Raw genomic sequence first — 26,437 nt, 5'->3', positions numbered from 1 at the left:
AGTTGGAGCTTATTTGAAATAATGGTAAACTTACTTAAAGAAAATTGTAACGAAAGTAGTGAAATAATGGTTTATGACGTAATTGTAATCGGTGGCGGAACTTCTGGTCTGATGGCCGCAATTAGTGCTGCAGAAAACAAAGCTAAAGTACTTTTACTAGAAAAAGGAACAAAATTAGGACAAAAACTCCTTATATCAGGTGGTGGTCGTTGTAACGTAACAAACCGATTACCTATAGAGGAAGTGATTAAACATATACCTGGAAATGGTCGATTTTTATATAGCGCATTCTCTCTATATAATAACGAGGATATCATACAGTTTTTTGAAAACATGGGAGTCGCATTAAAAGAAGAGGATCACGGGAGAATGTTTCCTGTATCAAATGACTCAAAATCAGTATTAAATGCATTAATGCAAAAACTAAAAAAACATCATGTAGATATTCAGACCAATAGAACTGTTAAAGACGTACTCTATGAAGATGGTAAAGTAGTAGGAATAATATTGGATGATCAAACAATCATTCACTCAAAAAGTGTTGTCCTTGCAGTAGGGGGTAAATCTGTTCCACACACAGGTTCGACAGGTGACGGATATGCTTGGGCAAAAAAAGCTGGTCATACAATAACAGAACTCTTTCCGACAGAAGTACCTATTACTTCAAGTGAAGATTTTATTCAAAATAAATCATTACAGGGCCTTGCTTTAAGAGACATCGAATTAAGTGTATTAAATCCAAAAGGCAAAAAAGTAATAGCCCATAAAATGGACATGCTTTTTACTCATTTTGGAATTTCCGGTCCTGCCGCATTACGTTGTAGCCAATTTGTATATAAAGTACAACAGAAGTTTAAAACAAAAAATGTATCGATGGCGATTGATTGTTTCCCAGAGCAAAACGAGGAATCACTATTTCAAGACGTAAACAGTATTCTAAAAGAAGAACCTAAAAAGGCGATTAAGAACGTTCTTAAAGGTTATGTACCTGAAAGATATTTACTATTTCTACTTTCAAAATGTGGAATTGATGAGGCAACTCCTTGTAATGAAATTGCTACGATGAAATTAAGAGAGCTTGTCCAATTATTTAAGGGCTTTTCATTTGTAGTAAACGGAACTCTTTCAATTGAAAAAGCATTCGTGACAGGCGGTGGCGTCTCAACAAAGGAAGTTCATCCAAAAGAAATGTCATCTAAAATCATGAATGGTCTTTATTTTTGCGGAGAAATATTAGATATTCACGGTTACACTGGTGGCTATAACATAACTGCAGCTTTAGTAACTGGTAGATTAGCAGGAGCTTCGGCTGCGGAATATTCTCAAACGATTTTTTAAGAAATAAACAAAGGACCGAACGAATACATTTTTTCGCTAGGTCCTATAATTTTTAAATATAGAAAAGCATAAGGATTGATTCATAAGAAATTTAATAAAAGTTAGACTGTTATTTCTCAAGGTTATAGCCATAGTTCTATTCAAAAAACAATCAAACTGATTTTCTAGTTTTAACTTATGCTTTTCAATTATTATATTTTTCTTTGGCACAAATCCACCGTCCCTAAATTAAGGTCAAAGGCGAGCGTTCGATTGTTCGTGTTGCAAGTTCACTAATAAATAAAATCGTCCATCCTCTTCAACATATCCATCTGCCAATTGGAAAGATTGTTTTAAATCTTTAAAGTAAAACTTTCCAATTAAATACTTTGAAGAATACAACTCCATATGCCCATCTTTAAATTTACCAATTATTTTATCGGTAATATCAATTTTTAATGTTTTAGGCAAATCAACCCCCTCCTTTCTAACAAGCAAAGACCTCAATGAAAAAATATATGAGGTTCTACTTTAATATATGTCACAACTCACGTCTTAATATTCCTTATACCAAAAAACATTAGCCTAAATTAAACCAAATAAGTAAAAAAATCCAACAAAAACGTTGGATTTCAGTAGGTGGACAAAATAGCGATAAAGATAAATTTTTTTATTTGATTTCGCCTTCCCAGGCCATCATTCCACCTTCCATGTTGGTCGCCTTATAGCCTAGCTCATTTAAGTACTCACAAACATTCTCACTACGAACGCCTGCCTTACAAATAAAAATGTATTCAAATTCTTTATTAAAAACATCTAATTTGCTAGGAATTTGCCCCATTGGAATATGAACTGCTTCTGGAATTTTCCCATACTCAACCTCATAATCCTCTCGTACATCTACTAAAAATAGCGTTTCTCCTGATTCTAAACGCTCTTTAACTTCATTTGCAGAAATCGTATTCATCATTGCTCATCCTTTCTTTATAGCAACATATTATCAACTAATTATTTACTATGCAAAAAGTACGTTTCACTGGTTAAATATGTTATTATGCGTAGCTTACCTCCTAAAAACACTAAAAGCGCCAGCAATATGGGGCTGTTGACAAAATGGGAATGGAGATTTACTCCATTCCCATTTTGTCTTTTTTGGCTAATTCGTCATTTTAACTTATTCTTATCACCTGTACTTCAATCTAATTTATTACTTTAACCCTTCTTTTAAAGTTCAAAGCCAACGCCGAAAAGAGGCATTGTTCAAGAATTTTTTGAATGCCTCTCTTATAAGTTTTATATAGATTATGCTTTGTTTTCATCGTCCCAAATGTTCCTTCACACCACACACGTCTTTGTCTTTGAATCCGTTTATATTCATCTGTCTTTGCTCTTTCTAGATTTGCTTCACTTAATTCATGTGCAATTGGACGTGAAATAGTTCTTTTGCTTCCAATTTTTCCAAAGCACCTTTCTCGAAATGGACAAATTTTGCACTCCTTAACTTTTTGCGGAATAGATTTTGGCGTATTGTCCTTTACTTTTCTTTAAATGAGTAAATGGAAGTTCCTTCTGATTAGGACAAATATATGTGTCTGTTTCGTTGTTATATTAAATTCATGATAGGACATCGTGTTAAAAGCTGTTTCATTTTTAATTGGGCTAATATAGCCTGTAATTTTTAATTCCTTTAAGCCATGATGAATAGGAGTTGTATCGTACCCGCGATCGCACTAGCTTTTATATGAGTTGAATCCGTTACGATTTCATCTCCTGTAACGAACCCTTTTTCTTTTTTTTGTTCTTGTTATAAAGTTAAATGCTACAAAGATACAAAATAATAGATATAAGATTGTATTTTGTAATTGTGTTAAATCTACAAATACTTTTAATAAAACCACTGCAATTATATACAGTATGGCAATACTACAAATTTTTCACATCTTTCGTGTTTAGTAATTCCAAATATTTCTATTTTTTTAATCTTTATAGATTATAAACAGTATATTAAAACGACGCAATCAATTACTTTTAATTAAATTAATAGATTTGTCTAGTTCATCTGCTAATTAATCTATACCCGTCTTAACCTTTATGTAATACTCGCCTTTTTTGTAATTTGCAGGTGCTATTCCAAATGGTTCGTGATCACAATAAAAACCAATTAGTAACTTTTCGAAATCCCCACTATATTCTCTTAAATCGTTAAACCTTAGATTTATATACACCAAAATATTCCAATAAAAAAAAGGGGCGCTCATGTGTCAGTTTTTCTGATTTATGAGACTGCCCCTTCTAAAAACTATTTAGTTAGCAACGATATTTACTAATTTACCTGGTACAGCAATGATTTTTCGAACAGTTTTACCTTCAACTTGTTCCTTAACTGCATCGTCTGATAATGCAATTTGCTCCATTTGCTCACGAGAAGCATCTTTTGCAACAAGTAATTTCGCTTTTACTTTACCATTAATTTGTACTACGATTTCAATTTCGTCTTCTACAAGCTTAGCTTCATCGTATGCTGGCCATGTAGCATATGCAATTGAATCACTATGACCTAGCTTACTCCAAAGTTCTTCACCAATGTGAGGAGCAACTGGTGCTATTAATTTTACAAAACCTTCTACCATTTCTTTTGGTAATTGGTCTACTTTATATGCTTCGTTAATAAACACCATCATTTGTGAAATTGCAGTATTAAAGCGTAAACCTTCAAAGTCCTCTGTTACTTTTTTTACTGTTTGGTGATATGTTTTTTCAAGACTGCTAGAAGTAACGCCTTCTACAATTTTATCTGAAAGCTCTTCACTATCAGTAACAAATAAACGCCATACTCGATCTAAGAAGCGACGGGAACCATCTAATCCATTTTCTGACCAAGCGATTGATGCATCTAATGGCCCCATGAACATTTCATATAAACGTAATGTATCAGCACCGTGGCTAGCAACGATATCATCAGGGTTTACAACGTTTCCTTTAGACTTAGACATTTTTTCATTATTTTCACCTAAGATCATTCCTTGGTTGAAAAGTTTTTGGAATGGCTCTTTTGTAGGAACTACACCTAAATCATAAAGGAATTTATGCCAGAAACGAGCGTATAGTAAGTGAAGAACTGCATGCTCCGCTCCTCCAATGTATACATCAACTGGTAACCAATGCTTTAGTAATTCAGAATCGGCGATTGCTTCGTTATTATTTGGATCAATATAACGTAAGTAATACCAGCAGCTTCCGCCCCATTGCGGCATTGTATTTGTTTCACGTCTTCCTTTTTTACCTGTTACTGGATCAACCACATTAACCCATTCAGAAATATTTGCTAATGGTGACTCTCCAGTACCACTTGGGCGAATATCTTCTGTTTTCGGAAGAATTAACGGTAATTCTTCATCAGGAACAACTGTCATAGTACCATCTTCCCAGAAAATGACTGGAATTGGCTCACCCCAATATCTTTGACGAGAGAATAACCAATCGCGTAGACGATACGTAACTTTTTTCTCACCTGCTTTTGAAGAATCTAACCATTCGATGATTTTTTCAAGTGCTTCTACTTTATTTAAACCGTTTAAGAAATCAGAGTTAACATGTTTGCCATCTCCAGCATAAGCTTCTTTTTGAACGTCTCCACCTTCAACAACTTCAACGATTGGTAATTTAAATTTAACTGCAAATTCGTGATCGCGCTCATCATGTCCTGGTACTGCCATAACTGCACCAGTTCCATAGCTTGCAAGTACATAATCAGCAATCCAAATTGGAAGCTTTTCGTTATTTACAGGATTAATTGCATATGCTCCTGTGAAAACACCTGTTTTATCCTTCGCTAAATCCGTTCTCTCTAGATCACTTTTCGATTTAACTGAATCGATGTATGCTTCGACAGCGTCTTTTTGACCAGCTGTTGTAATTTTTTTAACTAAATCATGTTCTGGAGCTAATACAACATAAGTTGCACCGAATAATGTATCAGGACGTGTTGTAAATACTGTTACTTTTTCATCGAATCCATCAACATTAAAGTAAACTTCAGCACCTTCTGAACGGCCAATCCAGTTACGTTGCATTTCTTTTAAGCTTTCAGGCCAATCTAATTCTTCTAGATCTTCTAATAATCTATCAGCATAAGCTGTGATTTTTAAGATCCATTGCTTCATTGGACGACGCTCTACCGGATGTCCACCGCGCTCACTTTTCCCATTGATTACTTCTTCATTAGCTAAAACTGTACCAAGAGCTGGGCACCAGTTAACTGGGATTTCATCTACATAAGCTAATCCTTTTTCAACCATTCTTAGGAAAATCCATTGAGTCCATTTGTAATAATTAGGATCAGTTGTATTAATTTCACGATCCCAATCATATGAGAATCCTAGTGCCTGAATTTGATTACGGAAAGTATTAATATTCTTTTCAGTAAACTCAGCTGGATCATTCCCTGTATCTAATGCATATTGTTCTGCAGGTAGACCAAATGCATCCCAACCCATTGGATGAAGTACATTATAGCCTTGCATTCTTTTCATTCTTGAAAGGATATCAGTAGCTGTGTACCCTTCTGGATGACCTACATGTAATCCCGCTCCAGATGGATAAGGGAACATATCAAGTGCATAAAATTTCGGCTTGCTTGTATCGTCAGTTGTTTTAAACGTTTTATTTTCTAACCAATACTTTTGCCATTTCTGTTCAATAGTACCATGATTAAAACTCATATTATTGCCTCCTTTTTTCATGTATAAATGGCTCGGCTGTGGTCTTCGCGGTCTACAAATAAAAAAATCCTCCCATCCCAAAAGGGACGAGAGGATTTCCCGCGGTACCACCCAAATTAATGTAAAAATACATTCACTTGTTTCCGTAACGTGGAACACGACATTTATTACTTGGTTAAAACCGTTCACAAATGTGGCTTATGGGCGAGTTCATGAATAGAATGGATTGACTTTCACCACCCGTCAACTCTCTAAACCTCTTCATATTCACTACTATTCCCAATCATAGCCGATCATTTAGATTTAATTTATACCATTTTATTATAACCAAAGAAAAAGGTCAATTATACATAGCCTATTTTTTAAGAAGCAAAAGTTTGATTTTCAGCTTTTACTACTTTTTTGGCTAATCTTTCATAGAGCACAGAGAAGACCATGCTTATTAATAAGAAAACAACTAATATGATAAATAATACCCTCATATTAAAAGTATCAACAAGTGCTCCTCCAATTACAGGTCCAAGCATTCTTCCAACCGTCGCTGCACTATTTACAATCCCCTGATACATTCCTATACGATCTTTTGGAGCAAGCATATTTGCAATAGTCGGTACTGCAGGCCAGACAAACATTTCTCCTATCGTTAAAATGATCATTCCTGTCATAAACATTGAGAAATGATCTGCAGTACTCACAAGAATAGTCGAAGCAATAAAGAAACCAATACCATACAACATTTGCTTTCTCATACTTAACTCAAATTTTCGTATCGCAGTAGATACGATTGGTTGTGCTAAGACGATAAGCGCACCATTTACAGTCCATAAAAGACTATATTTTTTTAATCCAATGTGAAGATTTTGCATTTCTGAAGCAATCGTAGTTTGCCATTGAACATAAACTAACCAACATAAAACATACGCAACACAAACAATCATCAGAGCCTTCATTGAAGGAGTAAATGAAAATTTTTGTTTTTCTGCTTTTTCTACATGAGTTTCATTTAATTGTTTTGGTTCACCAATATCTCTAAATCCAAATAAAGCTACTAAGAAGAAAATAATATATAATAGCAAATTAGCGGAGAAAATATAATTAATATTAGCGGCCGCAACAACTCCACCTAGAGCCGTACCAATCGCCACACCTAAATTTTGAGCTACATAAATTGCATTAAAAGCTTTACGACCTCCCTCTGGCCATGCTGCTCCAACCATTGCATACATTGCTGGAAATACAATACCAACACCAAATCCTAATATTACGAAGAAACAACTGTAATACGTCCAAGAATGATTAATAACTAAACCTACTATCGACAAAAACGTAATACTAATACCAGTAAGGATTGACCTATATCCCCCAAATTTATCAAAAAGCCAGCCACCTAGCATATTACCAAATACTCCGGCCAATGAATTAAACATTAAAATAAGCCCCGCAACAGACAAGGACTTTCCTAAATATATATGGATGTATACTGTATTGAATGGCCATAAAAAAGAATTACCTGTTACATTTAAAATCATACCGATTAACAAAAACCATAGTTTTTTTGGCATCCCGTACTCCCCTCAAAGCTGTCCCTTTTTATCTATTTTTATCTCGTTAACTTATTAATTGTAGAGGAGAATCTTCCTAGTTTCAAGAGGCACGCATTAAGTGGAGATAGATAAGAAGGCCAAAAAACCTAGAAGATACTAGAAAAGTTCAATTTAACCCCTAAAATTACCAAATGAACAGAAAAAGGAAGGCATGCCTTCCCTTTCTTTAACTCCCTATTCCCTTTTCTACCTTACCCTTGCTTTGATCTCTGTGGTTGACCTTTTTTAGAGTTATTTATTTTAACTTGATCCACTGCTGAAAGTTCGCCTGAGAATTCTGTTTTCGTTTTATTCTTTGTTGTTTGTTCAGGATTGTTACTTTTTGATTTCTTTTTAACCATTTTTGATTTCCTCCCAAGGATCACATATTCTTGAACGTATTCTTGCATATTCTACTCTCCTTTTAGTGCGGAGTAATGATCATTTGATGTTGTAGCTGTGTTAATTGTCTACGTAAACGATTAAATTCATCTCTATTTTCTAAATTTGCAAGGTTTTCAACTTTTTCTAATTGCATAATTGCTTGCTCAAGCCCTGCCTGTGCTTCGGAATATTCGATTCCGTTAAAATGCTCTTGTCGCATGCCAATCTCTAATTGTTGCACTGCATAATCATAGGCTTGTTTCGCTTGTTGTACTTGTTCTTGTCCGAAATTGCGATCAGTTATTCCCAAGAAAATACCTCCTTTGAGACTTTAATGAAGTATCCGATATGTAGGTTACCTCAAGGATAGTATTTCCGAACCTTTCAATCAGAGTACAATTATTTCTTTACAAATAAGAAAGGTTTTTCCATTTGGTTTTCTTTTTATTGCATGATAAAATCGATAATATTGACTTAAATTAAGGGAGGGATGAGGAATGACAAAAAACAATCCTTTTCCATATACAATAGATCATAAAAGATATCATTCGTGGAATTATCACTTAAGACAACAATTTGGCGAAAAAGTTTTTAAAGTTTCAATCGACGCTGGATTTGATTGTCCAAATCGAGATGGTACAGTTGCATTTGGAGGTTGTACTTTTTGTAGCGCATCTGGTTCGGGAGACTTTGCAGGAGATCGAGCTGAAGATGTTGTAACTCAATTTCATAAGATAAAAGATAAAATGCATGAGAAATGGCAAAACGGAAAATACTTAGGCTATTTCCAAGCATACACAAATACTCATGCACCTGTAGAAGTATTAAAACAAAAGTTCGAACCAATTTTAGAGCAAGAAGGTGTAGTAGGTTTATCAATCGCAACAAGACCCGATTGTCTACCAGATGATGTAGTTGAGTATCTTGCAGATTTAAATAAACGAACTTATTTATGGGTTGAATTAGGATTACAAACAGTTCACGAAAAAACTGCAAATATTATTAATCGTGCACATGATTATAAAACTTACGTAGAAGGCGTAGAAAAATTAAGAAAGCACAACATCCGTATTTGCTCGCATATTATTAATGGGTTACCTCTTGAAACTCCAGAAATGATGATGGAAACTGCGATGGAAGTAGCTAAACTTGATATCCAAGGTATTAAAATTCATTTACTTCACCTATTAAAAGGAACTGCAATGATGAAGCAATATGAAAAAGGACTAGTTGAATTCATGGATTTTGATGCTTATATTAACTTAGTCGTCGATCAGCTTGAAATCATTCCAAGTGATGTAATCGTACATCGTATTACTGGAGACGGTCCACCTGACTTATTAATCGGACCAATGTGGAGCTTAAAAAAATGGGAAGTACTGAATGCAATCGATCGTGAGTTTGAACGTAGAAATAGCTGGCAAGGTAAATTCGCAACTAATCGAGTACAATTAACATGATTCTAGATCGTATTTTACCGTACGCTAGAAAGCTTCTCCAATCAACTGTTAAAGAAGGTGATATTACCATTGATGCCACAATAGGTAATGGTCATGATACTGTATTTTTAGCAAAATTGGTTGGTGAAACTGGGCATGTATACGGATTTGATATCCAAGAACTAGCTATACAAAAGACGACTGAGAGATTAAATAATGAAAATTTAAGCAAGCAAGTTACACTTTTGCATAGAAGCCATGCAGAAGTAAAAAAAGTATTCCCAGCTTCATTACAAAAAAAATTAAAAGGTGCAATTTTTAATCTTGGTTATTTACCTGGTAGTGATAAATCAGTTGTAACAGTACCCGAGTCAACCATTTCATCAATAGAACAAATACTCGAAATGATGGCTCCAGAAGGAATAATCGTAGTTGTCATTTACCATGGTCATGAAGGCGGAGAAATTGAAAAAGATGCATTAATGAACTTTGCTCAAAACATCCCTCAAGACTTGGCTCATGTATTAACTTATCGATTTATTAACCAAGCAAATAATCCTCCTTTTATATTAGCTATTGAAAAAAGGGCTTAATAAAAAAAAACTGTCTAATTTAAGACAGTTTTTTATTTTGCCCTCAATTTCTCGAAAATTCTATTTTTTACCACTTCTTAACGATTATAAATATCTTAAAATTTCATTAAAAATTAACAAATGGTAAATTTTTCTTGGAAAATTGGTAAAGATAAAAAAATCAAAATAAAGAAAGAAGGTTTTCAAAATGAAAAAAGTTATTTTTGCAGGGGCAGTAGTTAGTCTTTTTACGCTTAGTACGATTACAGTAAATGCTGAAAACATTGCGTCAGCAAATTATTATGTCCATCCACATCATGATCATGATGCAACAACAGATGATGGTGAGCATCATAGACATCATCACCATAACAACAAAAAAGCAAATAAAATGTTAGAAAACCACAAAAAAGAAGTAGTTAAGTATATTTCGAATTACTTAAACCAACCTGAAGCTAATATAAACAAAGCTGTTACGCAACATAAAATGGAAATGAAGAAATTAATATTTATCGCAGTTGTATCAAAACTTTCAAACAAACCTTTGGAAAATATCATCGCTCAAAAAGGTAAAACAAATTCATTTAAAGAAATATTAGATAATAATAATATTAAACGTGAGCAATTTTTTGAAGAAATGAAAAGAGTTCATAGAGATATCTTTACTCAAATTGAAACATCTAAAAATTAAATTTAGCAGAGCGCCCTTTAATTTATTGGGCCTCTTTTTTTGTTTAAATTACGTGTTAATGAAATTTACCGATCAAGTTTTTATTAAGAACATATCCCCTTTTGATAAAACATAAAAATTATCTATTTAGTTACTTTATCGATTTAAAAATTTCAAAAAATTATTAATAATATCTAATTACGGCGTATTCATAGAATCAATTGAATAATATGTAAAGATATAACCAATTTAATTGATTTGTTCATACAAACCAATGTAGTTGATTGAGATAAACAACTCTAGGGGCGTGAAGAGTTGACTACAAACCTAAACAATTTGAATAAAATACTTCGTAATGTTTTTCAGTTCATTTTACGGAATTCGAATTGGATATTATTATTAATTGGACTAATTGCGTTCATCAATTACTGGTCAGTTTTTTACCTTGTTGCATTGTATCGAGGATTTCATACAGAATCTTCACAAGTCAATCAGATGACCCTTTGGGTAATTTATGGGTATTTTTATGGCTTTTTTGGGAGTATGATTTTAATTTATGTACACTCTTATGTACTTAAATATATGTTGTTTTTTCGAAAAATAAAAAGTTCCATTTCGTTTATACTCCTTCATTTTGCTTATTTTATTTCGCTTATTTTCTTAATTCTATTAAACTAAGTTTCTATTTATCTTTTACCATCCTAATACTTAAGCTTGTTTTCTAACCCAATTTTAGTTTATACTTAAATTAAATTTAATGCATTGTTCGGAGGAGCCTGTCACTATAGGGATAAGTATGTACTATTATACTTACCTTATAGTGGCAGGTTCTTTTTTGCGTTCAGACGGGAGATGAATTTATGCTTTATGTACAACTTGCGATTATATTGATTGCTTCTAAAGTTTTTGGTGATTTAAGTACAAAGCTTGGTCAACCTGCAGTTTTAGGAAAGCTATTAATAGGAATCATACTTGGGCCAGCTGTTCTTGGAATTATTACTGAAACAGAAACACTACATGAAATGAGCGAAATTGGCGTCATTTTACTTATGTTTATTGCAGGTTTAGAAACTGATCTAAATGAATTTAAACGAACTGGGAAAGCTTCTTCTTATGTAGGGGTACTCGGAATACTATTCCCATTATTCTCAGGTTACCTTTATGGAATCTTTATAAACTTAAGCCAATTTGAAGCTATTTTTTTAGGGCTGATTCTTTCTGCAACTAGTGTTAGTATTTCGGTGGCTACATTAAAAGAAATGGGTAAACTTAAAACAAAAGATGGAGCAACAATTTTAGGGGCTGCCGTAATTGATGATATTGTTGTCATCATAGCATTAGCATTTGTTATGAGTTTTAGTGGTAGCGCCGTTAGTTTACCAATTCTTTTATTTAAAAAGTTTATATTTTTTACTTTTGCCATTTTAATTGGTTGGAAGATTGTACCTTGGTTCCTAAAAAAGTTTATAAAACTAAACGTTTCAGAAACATTAATCTCTGCTGCTTTAATAGTTTGCTTCTTATTCTCCGCCTTTGCAGACCAAACAGGTATTGCCGCAATAATTGGCGCTTATATCGCGGGAATATCGATATCCGTTACTAAGTTTAAACAAGAGGTTTTTGAAAAAGTCGAAACAATTGCTTACTCTGTATTTGTACCTGTGTTTTTCACTTTAATAGGTGTATCAGTTCAATTTACCGGTTTAAGTCATTCAATTCCGACGATTATTATGATAAGTATTATTGCTATTCTAACGAAACTAATCGGTGGAGCATTAGGAGCAAAACTGGCGGGATTTCCAACTAAAAATTCACTCGGCATTGGTTCAGCTATGGTATCACGCGGGGAAGTTGCTCTGATTATGGCATCGACAGGTTTAGCAAATAATCTTTTAAGTAAGGAAATGTTTGCAATCCTTGTAATAGTAGTACTAATCACGACTATTGTAACTCCACCACTTATGAAGTTATTTTTCACAGAAAAGAATGAAACTTTCATCAAAAAAAGTGAAGCTCTAAATTAATAAACACAAAAAAGGATCGTTAAAAATTAACGGTCCTTTTTTACTTGGAAACACTCTACTTGCATTTGCTTTTAAACTGATTCCTTCACTCTTCTATTACTCGCCTTTAACTCTTTTAATTTAAAATATAACTTAGCATTGCCATAGAAAAAGAATGATGTTAAGCCACCGTTCTTAACTATCCCTCTTCTAATTCTTTTCATTTCGTCCGGTCCCGCCATTTTTTTATCAGCCAAGTAAATGCCTAGCAATCCTTGGCATATCATTCGGTGAAAACGATAGTCTTTTAAATCTTTTAAGGCTTGATCACTTTTAGTTGAAAAATACTCAATCCGATTTAACATGACATCTTTAGACGGGTAATAACTGCAGAAATTTAAATCCCCGCCTTCTTCGTCTTCTTGTTGATCAATTACATAATCTAGTAGTATATGAAGTCCTTGTACATATGGGAAATAACTCTTATAAACTTGTTCAAATAATTTTTCAGAAATCACTTCGTTAAATGAATAAGAAACTAAACAAAAAATCCCAAGAGTTGAACCTGCACACGCAGAAAATTCATACCATTCTAGGTCAGAAAGATCTGGTTGATATTTTTCAAACCAATTTGTTAATCTAGGCACTCGCTCTTCTTTTTTTACATGCTTATGTATTTGTAACTTACAATAATAATCTGCAAGTTGAACTAAGTACTCTTTAATTCCCTCATAATGCTTTGATTGATTTAAACTATTATGACACTTTGCAACTAGTGCACGTAAATATCCACCATCATCTTGTTCTTCTCGGAAGCGATAATACATTTGATCCGATTTTTGACATTTTACTGCATCAATCATTGACTCATGTAGTGCTTCAAAATCAACTGGATCTAGTGAAGTACTACGATCGCATAAATTATCTAAGTAATCACTAATTGTTTGATATGCAACGATAAATTCAATTACTGGTTTTAAATTCTTTTCAGAAAGTAATGCTAAAATTGCACCACCTTCACAATGGAATGTTTTTGTATCGATACTCATTAATGCTTGTTTTCTAAGTTCTGGATCTGGGATAGTCGTTGCAAAATTTCTCCAATAGTTCAATTCCTGATGCACTAAAGGAAAAACAGCTTTATAAACTTTTGGCATTAATTGGATCGGATTTTTAGGTAGTGACATTTTTTCACTCCTCCCTATTTTTCATTAATTATATATTGGTGAAATAAGTTATACTCATATTGAAGTAAATATTATGGAGGTGAACTACGTTGCCTTTTGTTTAGACAATTTCTACTAAACAATCATCATCTATTTTTATGCTTGGCAACGGTATAGTATGATATTACCATACAAAGGGAAGCAACCCAAAATCGAACCATCAGCTTTTATCGCTTCAACAGCAACTGTTACCGGTTCTGTCACAATTGGAGCAAATAGTAGTGTATTTTTTGGTGCAGTAATTCGTGGCGACGTTAATGAAACAATCATTGGAAATGATGTAAATGTTCAAGATTTATCTGTTCTCCACCAAAGTCCTAAATGCCCTCTAATTTTAGAAGATGGCGTAACAATTGGACATAGTGTTATTTTACATAGTTGTACAGTAAAAAAGAATGCATTAGTTGGTATGGGTTCAATCGTTTTAGACGGCGCTGAGATCGGTGAAGGTGCAATGATTGGTGCTGGTAGCTTAGTTCCAGGTGGAAAAATAATCCCTCCTAACACATTAGCGTTTGGTAGACCAGCTAAAGTAGTACGTGAATTAACAGAGGAAGACATCGTTGATATGGATCGAATTCGAAGAGAATATATTGAAAAAGGACAATTCTATAAAAAAGTAGAAGAAGAAAATCAGTCAAAATAAATTGAGGTTTTTTTACATCTTGTGCTGTATTAATAAGAAAAGAGAAGGAATGAATTAAAGCCTTCTCTTTTTTAGTTTTTACTGATCATTTCGGTCGGCTCGAATTTAATAATAATTTCATGTAATTACTGCTGCTTCGACTCAGTTTATTTAGTCTTATTTGCAGTTCTGACCTTCTTAATTGCAGATTTGCTAAGTTTATTTGTAGTTTCAGCTATTTTTTTTTGCACATTCAATATTTTATTTGTACTTTTAGAATTGTTATTTTTACTTCAAAATAATTACATACCTTAGTCATCCTCGTTCACTCTTTTAATAAAAATTTACATATCTAAATTATTCATTTACAAAAGCTTCTATTTAAATCCATAAACCCTTTTTATAATGAAGTTACAAATATCAATATAATGGAGGATGAAAAATGAGCGCTATTCTTCAAAAGATTCACACATATGAATGTCAACTGTTTTATCGCGTTAATTCATTGTTCCAGAAGCGTTACTTGAATTTTTTCTTTCGTAATATTACACATCTAGGTGGAGCTACTTTTTCAATTGCATCAGCATTAATTTTATTACTTTATTCCAAAGGTGAATTACATGAAGCATCCATCTTATGTTGTTGTACTCTTTCTCTAAGCCATATTCCTGTTCATTTTCTTAAGCGTTTTTATCCACGTAAAAGACCTTATCTTAAACTAGAAGGTACTTTTGTTCTAAAAAACCCTTTAAAAGATCATTCTTTCCCTTCTGGTCATACAACAGCAATTATTTCTGTTGCACTTCCTATTATGATTTATTTACCATTTACAGCATTTATTTTACTTCCTTTAGTTTTGTGTGTCTCTTTCTCTCGAGTATATCTTGGCTTACATTATCCATCAGATGTTTTTTTCGGAATTTTACTTGGTATATTTACTACATTTATTTCACAATTTTTTATCTATCATTTGTAAGGAGGAGAAGTTATGAGAGTAGCTATTTTTACAGACACCTATATTCCTCAAGTCAATGGTGTTGCCAAAACTTTGAATCGATTTACAAATTACTTAAAAGATCATGGGCATTCATACCATGTGTTTGCGCCTGAGGACTACGGTTTATCCTCGACACAAGATGTAACAAGATTAAAATCTGTACCATTTAAAATTTATCCTGAATGTAAAATTTCATTTCCAAACCTTTCTAAAATGAAAAAGACGCTTAAAGAATTTAATCCCGATATTATTCATATCGCAACACCATTTACGATTGGATTAAGTGGTCTCCATATTGCTAAAAAAATGAAAATTCCTTTGGTTGCTTCATACCACACAAATTTTGATCATTATCTTCAGTACTATAACTTAACATTCTTAGAAAATATTTTATGGAAGTATTTAGATTGGTTTCATAAACCTACTCAAAAAATATTTGTTCCTTCGAAGGATACATTCCATCATTTAGAGACAAAAGGTTTTAACAATCTCTCTATTTGGACCCACGGCGTTGACTGTTCGATCTTTCTTCCAACTTTGAATCATAATGAAATAAAACAAAAATATAATATTACTTCTAAATATACGGTTTGTTTTGTCGGAAGAATTGCACCTGAAAAAGATTTAGAAACTTTATCGAAAATAATAAACTATACTAAACAACGTTTTAATAAAAATTTAACTTGGTTAATTGTTGGAGATGGTCCAAAAAAAGAAGAAATGATTAAGAAAACTGGTACTGATCAAATTATTTATACAGGGTACCTTCAAAAAAAGGACTTAGTTGAGATTTATGGTATGTCTGATTTATTGGTCTTTCCTTCTGATACTGAAACATTTGGAAATGTAGTACTTGAAGCAATGGCGTGTGGTACACCAGTAATTGGTGCAAATGCAGGCGGAGTTAAAAATATAATTAGAGATTATTCAACTGGTATCCTTTGTGAGCCACAGAATACTTCTTCATTTTGCCAAGCAATTGAAGATTGCTTACATGGAAGCGAGATGTTAAAGCATATGTCAAAAAAAGCAAGAGATTATGCATTAACACAGGATTGGAATAGTATCTTTAATAAATTAGTAATGGAATTTGAACTAATCTTTAAGCCTCAACCACCAATCCTACTATCTAAAAAAGCTTAAGATATTTTCACACTATATATTTTCCGAATATTTTAAATAGAGAAATAAATGACTTTATCGATTAGTAACTCCTCAATCATCAACTTATGTGAATAATGAATAATTCAAAAACAAACAATATAGATTGAGTAGTTACACTAGCGACTATTTTACAGTCGCTTTTACTTTTTCGTACGTACTTTTTTACTTTGTAAAATTAGGAGGACAATAGATGAATATTTCATCGTCAAATAATTTTCAACTTTATGGTTTTAATAACTTAACGAAATCTTTAAGTTTTAATATGTATGATATTTGCTTTACAAAAACGAAAGAAGAACGTGAAGCATATATTCAGTACATCGATGAACAATATAACGCTGACCGTTTAACAAAAATTTTAACTGAAGTTACACATATAATCGGAGCACACATTCTAAATATTGCAAAACAAGATTATGATCCTCAAGGAGCAAGTGTTACGATTCTCGTTTCAGAAGGTCCGGTAGATAATCCTTCATCTGAAACTTTTTCCGAATCACCCGGCCCATTACCTGAGCTAGTAGTAGCAGCTTTAGATAAAAGTCATATTACGGTTCATACTTACCCAGAATATCATCCTGATGATGGAATTAGTACGTTTAGAGCAGATATTGATGTATCTACTTGTGGGGAAATTTCTCCATTAAAAGCCCTAAACTATTTAATTCACCAATTTGATGCCGATATTATGACAATAGATTATCGTGTTCGAGGATTTACTCGTGATGTTAGTGGTTATAAATTATTTATTGATCATGATATAAACTCAATCCAAAATTACATTCCTCAAAAAATAAAGGACATGTATCAAATGATTGATGTGAATGTGTTCCAAGAAAATATTTTCCATACGAAATGCAAATTGAAACAATTTAATTTAGATAATTATCTTTTTGGCTACACAAAAGATAAATTAGACGCGGATGAAATTTCACAAATAGAAGAAAAAGTAAAGTATGAGATGGATGAAATCTTTTACGGTAAAAATTTATGGAATGGTCCTGAGGTGGAGGATATTGATGGATGATGGATCACAGTAAAACACCGCTTTTAACTGAATTAGTCCGTTATGCTAAGGAAGAGATTACAAGCTTTGATGTTCCCGGGCATAAAAGAGGGAATTCACTCGAGGAATTAAGAGAGCTTTGGAGTGATATGGCTCTTAAAATGGATGTCAATTCTTCAAAGCGTGTTGATAACTTATCGCATCCAACAGGTGTGATCCAGGAAGCCGAAACTTTATTAGCAGATGCCTTTCATTCTGATAACGCTTATATGTTAGTAAATGGTTCGACTTCTGGAGTTCAATATATGATTATGAGCGCCCTTGAACATGGAGATAAAATTCTCCTACCAAGGAATGTACACAAATCCGCAATAAATGCACTAATATTAGCAGGTGCTAAACCAGTATTTATCGAACCTGAAATCGATTATGAGTATGGCATTGTTAATGGTGTATCAGTAAAATCTGTACTTCATGCCTTAGATTTAAATTCGGATGTAAAAGCCATTCTGATTATAAATCCGACCTATTTTGGAGCAACTTCAGACTTAAAACAAATTATCGAAATTGGTCATTCCAGGGGGATTCCTGTTTTAGTAGACCAAGCTCATGGTGCTCATTTTTCGTTCCACCCTGATTTACCAACTAATGCTGCCCTACTTGGTGCTGACCTTGTTACCCTTAGTTTGCATAAAACTGGTGGTGCTTTAACACAAGCTTCAGTTCTACTACATAATGAGGGAATCATTACTAAAAATAGAGTACGATCTACCATTAATTTATTTCAAACAACATCTGCTTCCTATTTACTTATGTGTTCAATTGATGTTGCAAGAAAGAAATTAGTTTTAGAAGGTCAAGAGCGTTTTGATAAATTGCTCAAATTAACAAGAAAAGCTAAAGAAGAAATTAACGCCATAAATGGATTAAAATGTATTACGCAAGAATCATATCGAAATGGAGTTGGCGTATTCGATTACGATGAGTTAAAACTCGTTGTAAAAGTTTCAGATTTAGGAATGTCTGGTTTTAAAGTATATGACATGCTTGCAGAAGAATATAAAATTCAAATCGAACTTGCCGAACCTAACGTCATTTTAGCAATTATCTCGCTAGGTGATAATGAAGACACCATTCGAACCTTAATTAATGCATTAAGAGATATTAGTGATCGATATTACGGTAAACTTCCAAAACTTGAAACAGATATAAGTGTTGCATTAAAAAATCCTAAAATGGTCATGACTCCTAGAGAAGCTTACTATCATCCAAAACGTATTATTTCAATACATGATGCTAGTGGATTAATTAGTGGTGAATCAATCATGATTTACCCTCCTGGTATCCCTCTTTGTATACCTGGTGAACTAATTTCAACCGAATTGATTCAGCATTATCTATATTTAAAATCAGAAGGAACGATCACAATCAACGATGATGATGATCCTTACATAATAAAGGTCGTCGATCGAAGCTTGGAGGAAAATTTAATGGATTTATGGTATACAGAGAATCATCAAGAAGATACGAAGTTCTCCATAAAGGTTCAAGAACATATTCACTCTGAAAAAAGTGAGTTTCAACAAATCGATTTCTTTAGAAGTGAAACATTTGGAACATTCTTTACTCTAGATGGTTATATGATGGTGACTGAAAAGGATGAATTTATCTACCATGATATGATTACGCACGTATCAATGGCCGTTAATCCAAACATTAAAAAAGTACTAATTATCGGTGGGGGCGATGGTGGAACTGCCCGTGAAGTACTACGATACCCAGGTGTAGAAGTTGTTGATATGGTAGAAATTGATGAGAGAGTAGTAAGACTATGCCAACAATACTTACCTTTAACAGCTTCAAAATTGGATCAAGATAATCGATTAACCTTATATTTTGAAGATGGTCTAAAGTTCGTACAAGAAGCTGATGAAGGTTATTACGATTTAATTTTGGTAGATTCAACTGATCCGATTGGACCTGGTGAAGGACTTTTTACAGTTGCTTTCTATAACAATTGCAAACGTGTACTAAGCGAAGAAGGTATACTAATTAACCAGCATGAAAGTCCATATTACGCAAGTTACGCGCATGAAATGAAACGTGCACATTCCAAAATTAAAGAAACATTTCCGATTTCAAAAGTTTATCAATTCCATATGCCAACTTATCCATCTGGTCATTGGTTATTCGGGTTTGCTTCAAAAAAATACGACCCAATTAAAGACGTGAAAGCTGATGAATGGAATAAACTAGGGATCGAAACAAAATATTATAATACAGATTTACATATTGGATGCTTTATGCTTCCTACTTATGTAAAAAAACAATTGGATAATGAAGAGTAAGTAAAGAAACCAGCAAACTGCTGGTTTTTTTGAATCATAATTAAAAAAGCTGCCCCAAAAGTACTCTTACTTTTGAGACAGCTATTTTTTTTACAGTACTTCTTCATCCTTCGTTCCATTTAAAGTAAAACCTGCTGTAATGTTAGCATTTAACGAATGTGCTACGGAGCAATATTTATCCTTTGATAATTTAATCGCTTTTCGAACTTTTTCTGTATCTAACTCTCCACTTAATATATAATGCAAGTGAATGTCAGTAAATCGCTTAGGGTGCTCCTCTGCTCGTTCACCATTTACTTCAATTTCGAATGAAGTTAGTTTTAATCTCATTTTTTCAAGGATTAATACGATATCAATCGCTGTACATCCTGCGACTGCATTAATTAAAAGTTCAACTGGTGTAGGTGCACTATTATCTCCACCTAAAGACTCGGCAGTATCCATTTTTATCTCATGGCCGGAAGGTGCAATTCCTGAAAAGGCTAACTTACCATCCCATTTAATACTTGTTTTCATTTCCTAATCCTCCAATAAATAGATCATTTCATCTATTATTTTTTCATTTCTACTACTAAATAATGTGAAAAATCTTTTGATTTTATTTTAATATCTTCTTCAATTATTTTTGCAGCATCACTAGCTTCCATTAGTTCTCCATTTACAATGGCATTTCCTTCTAATAAGACTAAATACGCTTGTCGATCCTTTTTCATTTCAAATGTAATTTCATCATTTTCATTTAATGCAAGCGAGTAAATATTTGCATCTTGATGAATTTTAATTGGGGCATTCCCTTCAACTGGAGATACCATATGATACCATTTTCCTTCTCTCTTATCCCAATCTGATATTAAGTCACCGTAATTTGGGGTACGACCTGCTTTGTCAGGAATAATCCATAATTGAATTAATCTTAATAAATCTCTGCCCATATTATGTTCACTGTGATACACACCCGTTCCTGCACTCATGTACTGAATATCACCACGTCCAATTTCATGTTTATTCCCCATACTATCAGCGTGAGTTAAATTCCCATTAATGACATATGTTATGATTTCCATATCACTATGTGGATGAGTACCAAATCCTCTGTGTGCTTTAATTAAATCATCATTTAACACTCTTAATACTCCAAAGTTCATATTACTTGGATCATAATAATTAGCAAATGAAAAATGATGAATTGTTTTTAACCAACCGTGATCAGCGTGACCTAATTGTTTATTATTGATTTTTTTGAACATAGTTTTATCGCTCCTTTTGTTTTTATCTTTAATTCGAGATATTTTCCAAGATTAATCTACCTATATATATCTCAATCTCCAATATTTTTAATACAGTTATTTCTATATTATTTACCGATTACTTAACTATATTGTATCAAAAAATATCTTTAATTCAAGATATTTTTATAGAAAGTTTAGTTAAACTTTCTATCCAACAACTAAATATAAAAATCCATATGTGATTTTGTTTGCTTATAATATTCAATCCGATCTCTCAGTGTACCAGTATGAAATTCAAATTTATGTCCATCTGGATCTGTAAAATAAATTGAATTTTTATCTCGTTTATCTCTTTCTCGTCCATTTAATATATTTACCTTAAGTTGAACTAATTTATCATACATTTTTTCAAAGGAATCTCCATCAATTGTAAAAGCCAAATGAGTATATGAATGATGAATTTCATTTCTAGGTATATCCTTCTCTTCATTTAAAGCGAGCCATATACCATTTAAATCAAAATAAGCTGTTGTTCTACCTCTCACTAAGAGGGTTGCATCAAATACATTTCTATAAAAATCGATTGCTTTTTCAAGATTAGACACTGAAAACAACAAATGATTGATCCCTTTTATCTCCATATTACTTCCTCATTTCAAATTTACTAAATCTTCCATTCAAACCATTTCCTATGACCTTCTGTTTCTCCAATTATTTCTTCATACTTTACCCCATTAATATAATAGTCAAGATGTAGCATTCGATCCAAAATATTATTATAAAAATGAAACACATCCCTATTTTACTAATATCTTCAATCGTTTTAAGTAAACTTTGTTTCCTCTCAACCGGTATTTGATTTGCGACATGTGTATGAAAAATACATAGTATTGAGTCATTTGATAATTGTTTGACTACTTCTGTAAGGATTTTAATTCCGTCAGCTTCTATTAAATTGATTTCATTTACCTACATACATATAGCGGCTAGGGTAGAACTTTTTTAACGGATGATGATCACCATTCATTAATAAATAAGGTATCGAACCTAATAATAAATTTGGAATAGGCTGACCACCTTCTGAAAAAAGAACACACATCAATTACCTCTTCACCCTCTGAAACTTTTAATGATAAATATTCAAATAATCCACTAGAATTTTCACATTCATTTTTTCAAATTGCTTAAAACGTTGCTTCAGTTGATTATTCATATCAATCATCCTTAATATTTTTATTTTTCAAACTTCTATTTACATAATTTTACCATACGATATAATTTCTTATTGTACTACGTCTTCTTTTTTGTTGATCTAAAATAAAAACTTTGAGGTGATTAATTGATGTCTAGACCGAATTCAAACGAATATAATCCGCACTATAAAGGTTATATTGGACTAGTTCCTGAAGGGGACTTACAAACTATTTTAAGGAAGCAATTAGAGGAATCAGTTAGTTTTTTTAAATCGATTACGAAAGAAAAATCTGAATATCGATACGCTGAAGGCAAATGGAGTATCAAGGAAGTTCTTGGACATATAGTAGATACAGAAAGAATAATGTGCTATCGCCTTTTAGCCATTGCAAGAGGCGATCACAATCCTTTACCATCTTTTGATGAGAATGCCTATAATGAAAATGCAAATTTTAACCGACTTGAGCTAGAGCAAATTATTTATGAATATCAAACTGTTCGTCAAGCGACATTATCTATGCTAGAAAACTTACCGAAAGAAACATTAGAAAATGTAGGTAATGTGCTAAATCACCCAACGACCCCACGTGCTATCGCTTATATTATTGCTGGCCATGAGTTACATCACTTAAAAATCATCAATGAACGATACTTTTAAATTAGAAAGAGCAGGAAAGTTCTTTTCCTGCTCCCATGTATACTTCCTTTTAAGCAAATCTGCTCTGTAATCGATTGACTTCTGCGATTACTTTTTCTTCATCAATTGTTAAACTAATACGGTCTTTTACGACTTGTTTCCCATCAATGAAAACATCACATACATCGCTTCCACGTGCAGCGTATAGTAAGTGTGAATAGGCATTACTTAATGGTTGTAAATGCTCTTTATCAAATGGATAAATTGTAATAAAGTCTGCCTTCTTATTGGCTTCAAGTGAGCCAGTATGTCCCATTCCTATAGCTTCTGCACCACCTCTAGTAGCCAGTGTTAATGCAGTTTGTGCTGAGAATTTTGTAGCATCTTTATACATTCCTTTTTGTAGCAGTGCTGCTATTCTCATTTCTTCAAACATATCAAGATTGTTATTAGATGCTGTGCTATCCGTAGCGATACCTACTTTTACTCCGGCATCTAATAAACTAACCACATCAGCAACCCCAGAACCTAACTTTAAATTACTAATTGGATTATGAGCAACTCGTACATCATATTCCTTTAGTATCGCTCTTTCTTCATCATTAAGAACTACACCGTGAGCCATAACAGTCGGCTGATTGAATACACCTAGTTGACGAAGATGTTCTACAGGTCGGTTCGAATAGCGGGCTTCAATATCTTGAATTTCAAAATCTGTCTCAGATACATGAATGTGCATCATTAAATCATTTTCTTTTGCTATACGAGCACTTTCGATTAGAGCTTCAGGTGTACATGCATATGGACTATGAGGTGCAACCATCGTTGTTAGACGGCCATCAGCAAACCTTTTGTAGTCTTTTGAAAATTTCTCAGCACCTTTCAGATTCTCTCTTTGCTCTTCTTCTGTTCCAAAGCTAAATATTGAATATGAAAATGCTCCTCTAATTCCAGTTTCACCAATTGTCTCCATGACAACATTTGGATCGATTCCATTAGGGTTAAACATATCTGAAAATGTTGTAGTTCCCGACTTAACCATTTCTAAAATACCAAGTTGTGCACTTACAGAAGCAATTTCAGTTGTATATTGTCTTTCGATTGGCCATATTTTAGTTTCTAACCAAGGCTTTAACAGCATGTCATCTCCAATACCACGTAATAGCGTCATAAGAATATGAGAGTGTGTATTTACAAGTCCTGGCATTACCCATTTCCCTTGAAGATTAACAACTTGATCCGCATCCTTCATTAATTCTTCAGAATGATTTCCGACATAAGTAATGAATTGACCTTGTACGATCATCATACCATTATCAAAAATTTGATTCTCTTGATCCATTGTAAAAATAGTAGCATTTATATAGACTGTCTTCATTATTTTTTCCTCCCTAGTCATTTTCATAATTGTGTGAAAAATAAAAAAATCCTGATTACGAAGAAGGATGTAAATAAAATTACATTCTTTTTCGTAATCAGGATTTTACGGTTCCTGGTAGAGACCCTCATACCATATCAATGAGGTTATACAAGTTTTTATGTTGTTATAATAAAACATAATAAATGATTCGTAATGAATGTTCAAGGATTTCTATAATTTAACAAAAATGAAATCTATCTACTCTCTAATACTCTCTATTCTAATTTCCCAAGTATTTTTATCATTTTGTGCATCGAGTAGTCTAAATCAAGTAAATCTTCTTCATCCAATTGTCCAATTCTTTCACAAAAAATATGATAAAAATCTTCCCATCGTTTTGTGACAACTTTTTTTCCTTTTTCAGTAAGTATAATTTTTACACTTCGTTTATCATTCTGATCTTTAATTTTAGATACATACTCTTTTTCTTCTAATTTCATAATTAATGGGGTCATTTGCTGCTTTGAAATGCTTATATTTTGAGCTAGCTCTGTAATTGAAATTCCATCTACTGTTTGAAACAATTCTTCTAGTATATGACTTTGTAAATGAGTTAGCTCGGACTGCTTATTCTTTAAAGAATTTTTAGAGCCCGGCTTGTTAAACTTATTAAAAACTAGAGGAAGTAGCTGGATAAACTTCTCTGCAATTTGATTCGGATATGAGTTCATCTTATTACAAACCTTTCTAGGAAATTTTTCGAATTGACATATAGTAAATAAAAGTTTATTATTTAACCGAGATATAATTAGATAATAACATAAATATATTAATTAAACTAACTTAAATAAGTAAATAAACATTTACTATACATCGAAGGAGTGAAGTAAATGAATTCAAATGGATTAACTTTTGGTATCTATCCCCTTAGTGTAGCTGGTACACCTATAGGATTAGCTACAGGTCCTGATGATAATTATGAAAAAATCGCTTCTGCACTAAAAGAGCTAAAGGGCAATACTAATCAGCTTTTACCAAGAATGTATGCTGTCTATATGGGACCTGAAACAGAAGAAAAAGTGTTTAATGCTCTAAATCGATATAAAAGCGCAGGTTTATTAGGTGATTTAACAATTGGCTGCCTCATGGATTCAAGCCTGTCCTTAGAATATTGGTTAAATTTTGTGCGTAAAGTAATGAAAGAGTTTGGCACCTTCCTTTATTCAATTCAAATAACGAATGAGCCTAATTTATCGTTTATGGATGGTTCCAAACCGTATGTATTGGAAGCTCTTGTACAAGGCGTTCTAACTGCAAAAGAAGAAATTGAAAAATACAATTTACCTATTAAAGTTGGATTTGGCTCGGTTCCAGAGGGAGAAAAGACAATTCCATATTTTTGGGAAAATCTAATGAAAATTGATGGGGACAAATTCATTCACTCAATTGATTATGTAGGTCATAATTTCTATGTGGATGTATTTGAGGAACCATTAAAAATTGAGGAAGTTGCTGTTTCAGTAGAAAACATACTACGTAAATTTCGAGAAACATTGGATAGTAATGGTTTCCCATCCACTCTTCCAATTCACATTACAGAAAATGGATGGCCTACCGGCAAAAATCCATTTATACAAATCGAAAGGTCATATGAGCAACAAGCACTTGTACTTGAGGTAATTATTCGAACAGTCTATTCACTGCGCCAGGAATTAAATATTTCTCATTATGAATTTTTTGGTTTAAGGGATGCTGATAGTTCAAAATACGATTTATTTCATCAATTTGGAATTATGAAGGACGATTATACTATAAAGCCCGCATTTCTCACTTTTCAAAAATTAATAAACGAATTAAGCGAGTAAATCAATTACTTCTATAAATGAATGAAGTTAGTCAATTCGTTAAGACTAAAACAACGATGAATTTCATCGACTTTTTTAATCTAAATGGAGGTAATAG

The 26,437-nt window shown here is 32.9% G+C and carries 26 protein-coding genes, 1 pseudogene, 1 riboswitch and 1 other annotated feature; of the genes and pseudogenes, 12 read left to right on the top strand and 15 right to left on the bottom strand.

Going from position 1 to position 26,437, the window contains the following annotated elements; genetic code table 11:
* Positions 1–66 precede the first annotated feature (66 nt).
* Positions 67–1,338, top strand: coding sequence for an NAD(P)/FAD-dependent oxidoreductase (locus RAH41_RS16965; protein WP_331224252.1), 1,272 nt, complete (start codon positions 67–69; stop codon positions 1,336–1,338).
* 234 nt (positions 1,339–1,572) lie between these two features.
* Here RAH41_RS16965 and RAH41_RS16960 read toward each other — a convergent pair whose 3' ends face one another.
* The 7 genes and pseudogenes from RAH41_RS16960 to RAH41_RS16935 all read right to left on the bottom strand — a co-directional run bounded on the left by RAH41_RS16960 (position 1,573) and on the right by RAH41_RS16935 (position 8,309).
* Complete coding sequence (locus RAH41_RS16960) at positions 1,573–1,788, bottom strand: DUF2553 family protein (protein ID WP_069034724.1); 216 nt, start codon at positions 1,786–1,788, stop codon at positions 1,573–1,575.
* A 199-nt stretch (positions 1,789–1,987) separates the two neighbouring features.
* On the bottom strand, positions 1,988–2,287 hold the full coding sequence (locus RAH41_RS16955) for a rhodanese-like domain-containing protein (RefSeq protein WP_331224136.1): 300 nt from the start codon (positions 2,285–2,287) through the stop codon (positions 1,988–1,990).
* A 229-nt stretch (positions 2,288–2,516) separates the two neighbouring features.
* Positions 2,517–2,837: pseudogene (locus tag RAH41_RS22680) on the bottom strand (transposase); the annotation flags it as partial.
* Between the two features lie 783 nt (positions 2,838–3,620).
* On the bottom strand, positions 3,621–6,038 hold the full coding sequence (gene leuS, locus RAH41_RS16950) for a leucine--tRNA ligase (RefSeq protein WP_331224134.1): 2,418 nt from the start codon (positions 6,036–6,038) through the stop codon (positions 3,621–3,623).
* 79 nt (positions 6,039–6,117) lie between these two features.
* Positions 6,118–6,334, bottom strand: a binding site (T-box leader).
* 66 nt (positions 6,335–6,400) lie between these two features.
* Positions 6,401–7,600: an MFS transporter gene (locus RAH41_RS16945; protein ID WP_331224133.1), complete on the bottom strand. Its 1,200-nt coding sequence runs from the start codon at positions 7,598–7,600 to the stop codon at positions 6,401–6,403.
* A gap of 233 nt (positions 7,601–7,833) precedes the next feature.
* Positions 7,834–7,983, bottom strand: a complete 150-nt coding sequence (locus RAH41_RS16940; RefSeq protein ID WP_129691216.1) for a glycogen biosynthesis protein GlgD — start codon at positions 7,981–7,983, stop codon at positions 7,834–7,836.
* Between the two features lie 62 nt (positions 7,984–8,045).
* Entirely contained in the window at positions 8,046–8,309 is a 264-nt protein-coding gene (locus tag RAH41_RS16935; RefSeq protein ID WP_331224249.1) for a DUF2524 family protein, read from the bottom strand.
* Between the two features lie 193 nt (positions 8,310–8,502).
* On the opposite strand from RAH41_RS16935, the gene RAH41_RS16930 reads away from it, so the two are divergent.
* The 4 genes from RAH41_RS16930 to RAH41_RS16915 all read left to right on the top strand — a co-directional run bounded on the left by RAH41_RS16930 (position 8,503) and on the right by RAH41_RS16915 (position 12,710).
* A complete protein-coding gene (locus RAH41_RS16930; RefSeq protein ID WP_331224132.1) occupies positions 8,503–9,465 on the top strand; it encodes a TIGR01212 family radical SAM protein in 963 nt (320 codons plus the stop codon).
* Positions 9,462–10,037: a class I SAM-dependent methyltransferase gene (locus tag RAH41_RS16925; RefSeq protein ID WP_331224130.1), complete on the top strand. Its 576-nt coding sequence runs from the start codon at positions 9,462–9,464 to the stop codon at positions 10,035–10,037. The genes RAH41_RS16930 and RAH41_RS16925 overlap by 4 nt, the downstream gene beginning before the upstream one ends.
* A 187-nt stretch (positions 10,038–10,224) precedes the next feature.
* Complete coding sequence (locus tag RAH41_RS16920; RefSeq protein WP_331224128.1) at positions 10,225–10,707, top strand: hypothetical protein; 483 nt, start codon at positions 10,225–10,227, stop codon at positions 10,705–10,707.
* A gap of 839 nt (positions 10,708–11,546) precedes the next feature.
* Complete coding sequence (locus tag RAH41_RS16915) at positions 11,547–12,710, top strand: cation:proton antiporter (RefSeq protein ID WP_331224127.1); 1,164 nt, start codon at positions 11,547–11,549, stop codon at positions 12,708–12,710.
* A 71-nt stretch (positions 12,711–12,781) separates the two neighbouring features.
* On the opposite strand, the gene RAH41_RS16910 is transcribed toward RAH41_RS16915, so the two are convergent.
* Positions 12,782–13,876 carry a tetraprenyl-beta-curcumene synthase family protein gene (locus RAH41_RS16910; RefSeq protein WP_331224126.1) on the bottom strand — a complete coding sequence of 365 codons (1,095 nt, stop codon included), beginning with the start codon at positions 13,874–13,876 and terminating at the stop codon, positions 12,782–12,784.
* Between the two features lie 157 nt (positions 13,877–14,033).
* Between RAH41_RS16910 and RAH41_RS16905 the strand changes: the two genes are divergently transcribed.
* The 5 genes from RAH41_RS16905 to speE all read left to right on the top strand — a co-directional run bounded on the left by RAH41_RS16905 (position 14,034) and on the right by speE (position 20,055).
* A complete protein-coding gene (locus RAH41_RS16905; RefSeq protein WP_331224124.1) occupies positions 14,034–14,561 on the top strand; it encodes a gamma carbonic anhydrase family protein in 528 nt (175 codons plus the stop codon).
* A 421-nt stretch (positions 14,562–14,982) separates the two neighbouring features.
* Positions 14,983–15,516: a phosphatase PAP2 family protein gene (locus tag RAH41_RS16900; protein WP_331224122.1), complete on the top strand. Its 534-nt coding sequence runs from the start codon at positions 14,983–14,985 to the stop codon at positions 15,514–15,516.
* A gap of 12 nt (positions 15,517–15,528) precedes the next feature.
* Positions 15,529–16,680, top strand: coding sequence for a glycosyltransferase family 1 protein (locus RAH41_RS16895; protein ID WP_331224120.1), 1,152 nt, complete (start codon positions 15,529–15,531; stop codon positions 16,678–16,680).
* Positions 16,681–16,891: 211 nt separating this feature from the next.
* Positions 16,892–17,728 (top strand): adenosylmethionine decarboxylase, encoded by an 837-nt coding sequence (gene speD / locus RAH41_RS16890; protein WP_331224118.1) that lies wholly within the window; start codon positions 16,892–16,894, stop codon positions 17,726–17,728.
* Positions 17,725–20,055, top strand: coding sequence for a polyamine aminopropyltransferase (gene speE, locus RAH41_RS16885; RefSeq protein ID WP_331224117.1), 2,331 nt, complete (start codon positions 17,725–17,727; stop codon positions 20,053–20,055). Before speD ends, speE begins: the two co-directional genes overlap by 4 nt.
* Positions 20,056–20,145: 90 nt before the next feature.
* On the opposite strand, the gene RAH41_RS16880 is transcribed toward speE, so the two are convergent.
* The 5 genes from RAH41_RS16880 to RAH41_RS22670 all read right to left on the bottom strand — a co-directional run bounded on the left by RAH41_RS16880 (position 20,146) and on the right by RAH41_RS22670 (position 22,386).
* On the bottom strand, positions 20,146–20,571 hold the full coding sequence (locus tag RAH41_RS16880; protein ID WP_331224116.1) for an OsmC family protein: 426 nt from the start codon (positions 20,569–20,571) through the stop codon (positions 20,146–20,148).
* Positions 20,572–20,606: 35 nt separating this feature from the next.
* Positions 20,607–21,302: a pirin family protein gene (locus RAH41_RS16875; protein ID WP_331224114.1), complete on the bottom strand. Its 696-nt coding sequence runs from the start codon at positions 21,300–21,302 to the stop codon at positions 20,607–20,609.
* Positions 21,303–21,502: 200 nt separating this feature from the next.
* Positions 21,503–21,925, bottom strand: coding sequence for a FosM family fosfomycin resistance protein (gene fosM / locus RAH41_RS16870; RefSeq protein ID WP_331224112.1), 423 nt, complete (start codon positions 21,923–21,925; stop codon positions 21,503–21,505).
* Positions 21,926–22,010: 85 nt separating this feature from the next.
* Complete coding sequence (locus RAH41_RS22675) at positions 22,011–22,214, bottom strand: hypothetical protein (protein ID WP_419471623.1); 204 nt, start codon at positions 22,212–22,214, stop codon at positions 22,011–22,013.
* A gap of 31 nt (positions 22,215–22,245) precedes the next feature.
* A complete protein-coding gene (locus RAH41_RS22670; RefSeq protein ID WP_419471621.1) occupies positions 22,246–22,386 on the bottom strand; it encodes a hypothetical protein in 141 nt (46 codons plus the stop codon).
* Between the two features lie 240 nt (positions 22,387–22,626).
* On the opposite strand from RAH41_RS22670, the gene RAH41_RS16860 reads away from it, so the two are divergent.
* Entirely contained in the window at positions 22,627–23,136 is a 510-nt protein-coding gene (locus tag RAH41_RS16860; protein ID WP_331224110.1) for a DinB family protein, read from the top strand.
* Positions 23,137–23,185: 49 nt separating this feature from the next.
* Here RAH41_RS16860 and RAH41_RS16855 read toward each other — a convergent pair whose 3' ends face one another.
* Positions 23,186–24,493 (bottom strand): amidohydrolase family protein, encoded by a 1,308-nt coding sequence (locus RAH41_RS16855; RefSeq protein WP_331224109.1) that lies wholly within the window; start codon positions 24,491–24,493, stop codon positions 23,186–23,188.
* A gap of 74 nt (positions 24,494–24,567) precedes the next feature.
* Positions 24,568–24,667, bottom strand: a riboswitch (purine riboswitch).
* Positions 24,668–24,750: 83 nt separating this feature from the next.
* Complete coding sequence (locus RAH41_RS16850; protein WP_331224108.1) at positions 24,751–25,206, bottom strand: MarR family winged helix-turn-helix transcriptional regulator; 456 nt, start codon at positions 25,204–25,206, stop codon at positions 24,751–24,753.
* Between the two features lie 159 nt (positions 25,207–25,365).
* Here RAH41_RS16850 and RAH41_RS16845 point away from each other — a divergent pair, with 159 nt between their 5' ends.
* Positions 25,366–26,340, top strand: a complete 975-nt coding sequence (locus RAH41_RS16845) for a hypothetical protein (protein WP_331224106.1) — start codon at positions 25,366–25,368, stop codon at positions 26,338–26,340.
* Positions 26,341–26,437 lie beyond the last annotated feature (97 nt).

This window comes from Gottfriedia acidiceleris, assembly GCF_036421055.1.
In the GTDB taxonomy this organism is placed as follows: domain Bacteria; phylum Bacillota; class Bacilli; order Bacillales; family Bacillaceae_G; genus Gottfriedia; species Gottfriedia acidiceleris_C.
The sequence above is the reverse complement of the archived record's forward strand: the minus strand, read 5'-3'. Positions and strand labels throughout refer to the sequence as shown.

Bases quoted from the DNA above. Each gene is read 5' to 3' on its own strand.
- RAH41_RS16965 (WP_331224252.1), top strand. From the start codon at position 67: ATGGTTTATGACGTAATTGTAATCGGTGGCGGAACTTCTGGTCTGATG.
- RAH41_RS16955 (WP_331224136.1), bottom strand. From the start codon at position 2,287: ATGATGAATACGATTTCTGCAAATGAAGTTAAAGAGCGTTTAGAATCA.
- leuS (WP_331224134.1), bottom strand. From the start codon at position 6,038: ATGAGTTTTAATCATGGTACTATTGAACAGAAATGGCAAAAGTATTGG.
- RAH41_RS16945 (WP_331224133.1), bottom strand. From the start codon at position 7,600: ATGCCAAAAAAACTATGGTTTTTGTTAATCGGTATGATTTTAAATGTA.
- RAH41_RS16940 (WP_129691216.1), bottom strand. From the start codon at position 7,983: ATGGTTAAAAAGAAATCAAAAAGTAACAATCCTGAACAAACAACAAAG.
- RAH41_RS16930 (WP_331224132.1), top strand. From the start codon at position 8,503: ATGACAAAAAACAATCCTTTTCCATATACAATAGATCATAAAAGATAT.
- RAH41_RS16925 (WP_331224130.1), top strand. From the start codon at position 9,462: ATGATTCTAGATCGTATTTTACCGTACGCTAGAAAGCTTCTCCAATCA.
- RAH41_RS16920 (WP_331224128.1), top strand. From the start codon at position 10,225: ATGAAAAAAGTTATTTTTGCAGGGGCAGTAGTTAGTCTTTTTACGCTT.
- RAH41_RS16915 (WP_331224127.1), top strand. From the start codon at position 11,547: ATGCTTTATGTACAACTTGCGATTATATTGATTGCTTCTAAAGTTTTT.
- RAH41_RS16910 (WP_331224126.1), bottom strand. From the start codon at position 13,876: ATGTCACTACCTAAAAATCCGATCCAATTAATGCCAAAAGTTTATAAA.
- RAH41_RS16905 (WP_331224124.1), top strand. From the start codon at position 14,034: ATGATATTACCATACAAAGGGAAGCAACCCAAAATCGAACCATCAGCT.
- RAH41_RS16900 (WP_331224122.1), top strand. From the start codon at position 14,983: ATGAGCGCTATTCTTCAAAAGATTCACACATATGAATGTCAACTGTTT.
- RAH41_RS16895 (WP_331224120.1), top strand. From the start codon at position 15,529: ATGAGAGTAGCTATTTTTACAGACACCTATATTCCTCAAGTCAATGGT.
- speD (WP_331224118.1), top strand. From the start codon at position 16,892: ATGAATATTTCATCGTCAAATAATTTTCAACTTTATGGTTTTAATAAC.
- speE (WP_331224117.1), top strand. From the start codon at position 17,725: ATGATGGATCACAGTAAAACACCGCTTTTAACTGAATTAGTCCGTTAT.
- RAH41_RS16880 (WP_331224116.1), bottom strand. From the start codon at position 20,571: ATGAAAACAAGTATTAAATGGGATGGTAAGTTAGCCTTTTCAGGAATT.
- RAH41_RS16875 (WP_331224114.1), bottom strand. From the start codon at position 21,302: ATGTTCAAAAAAATCAATAATAAACAATTAGGTCACGCTGATCACGGT.
- fosM (WP_331224112.1), bottom strand. From the start codon at position 21,925: ATGGAGATAAAAGGGATCAATCATTTGTTGTTTTCAGTGTCTAATCTT.
- RAH41_RS16860 (WP_331224110.1), top strand. From the start codon at position 22,627: ATGTCTAGACCGAATTCAAACGAATATAATCCGCACTATAAAGGTTAT.
- RAH41_RS16855 (WP_331224109.1), bottom strand. From the start codon at position 24,493: ATGAAGACAGTCTATATAAATGCTACTATTTTTACAATGGATCAAGAG.
- RAH41_RS16850 (WP_331224108.1), bottom strand. From the start codon at position 25,206: ATGAACTCATATCCGAATCAAATTGCAGAGAAGTTTATCCAGCTACTT.
- RAH41_RS16845 (WP_331224106.1), top strand. From the start codon at position 25,366: ATGAATTCAAATGGATTAACTTTTGGTATCTATCCCCTTAGTGTAGCT.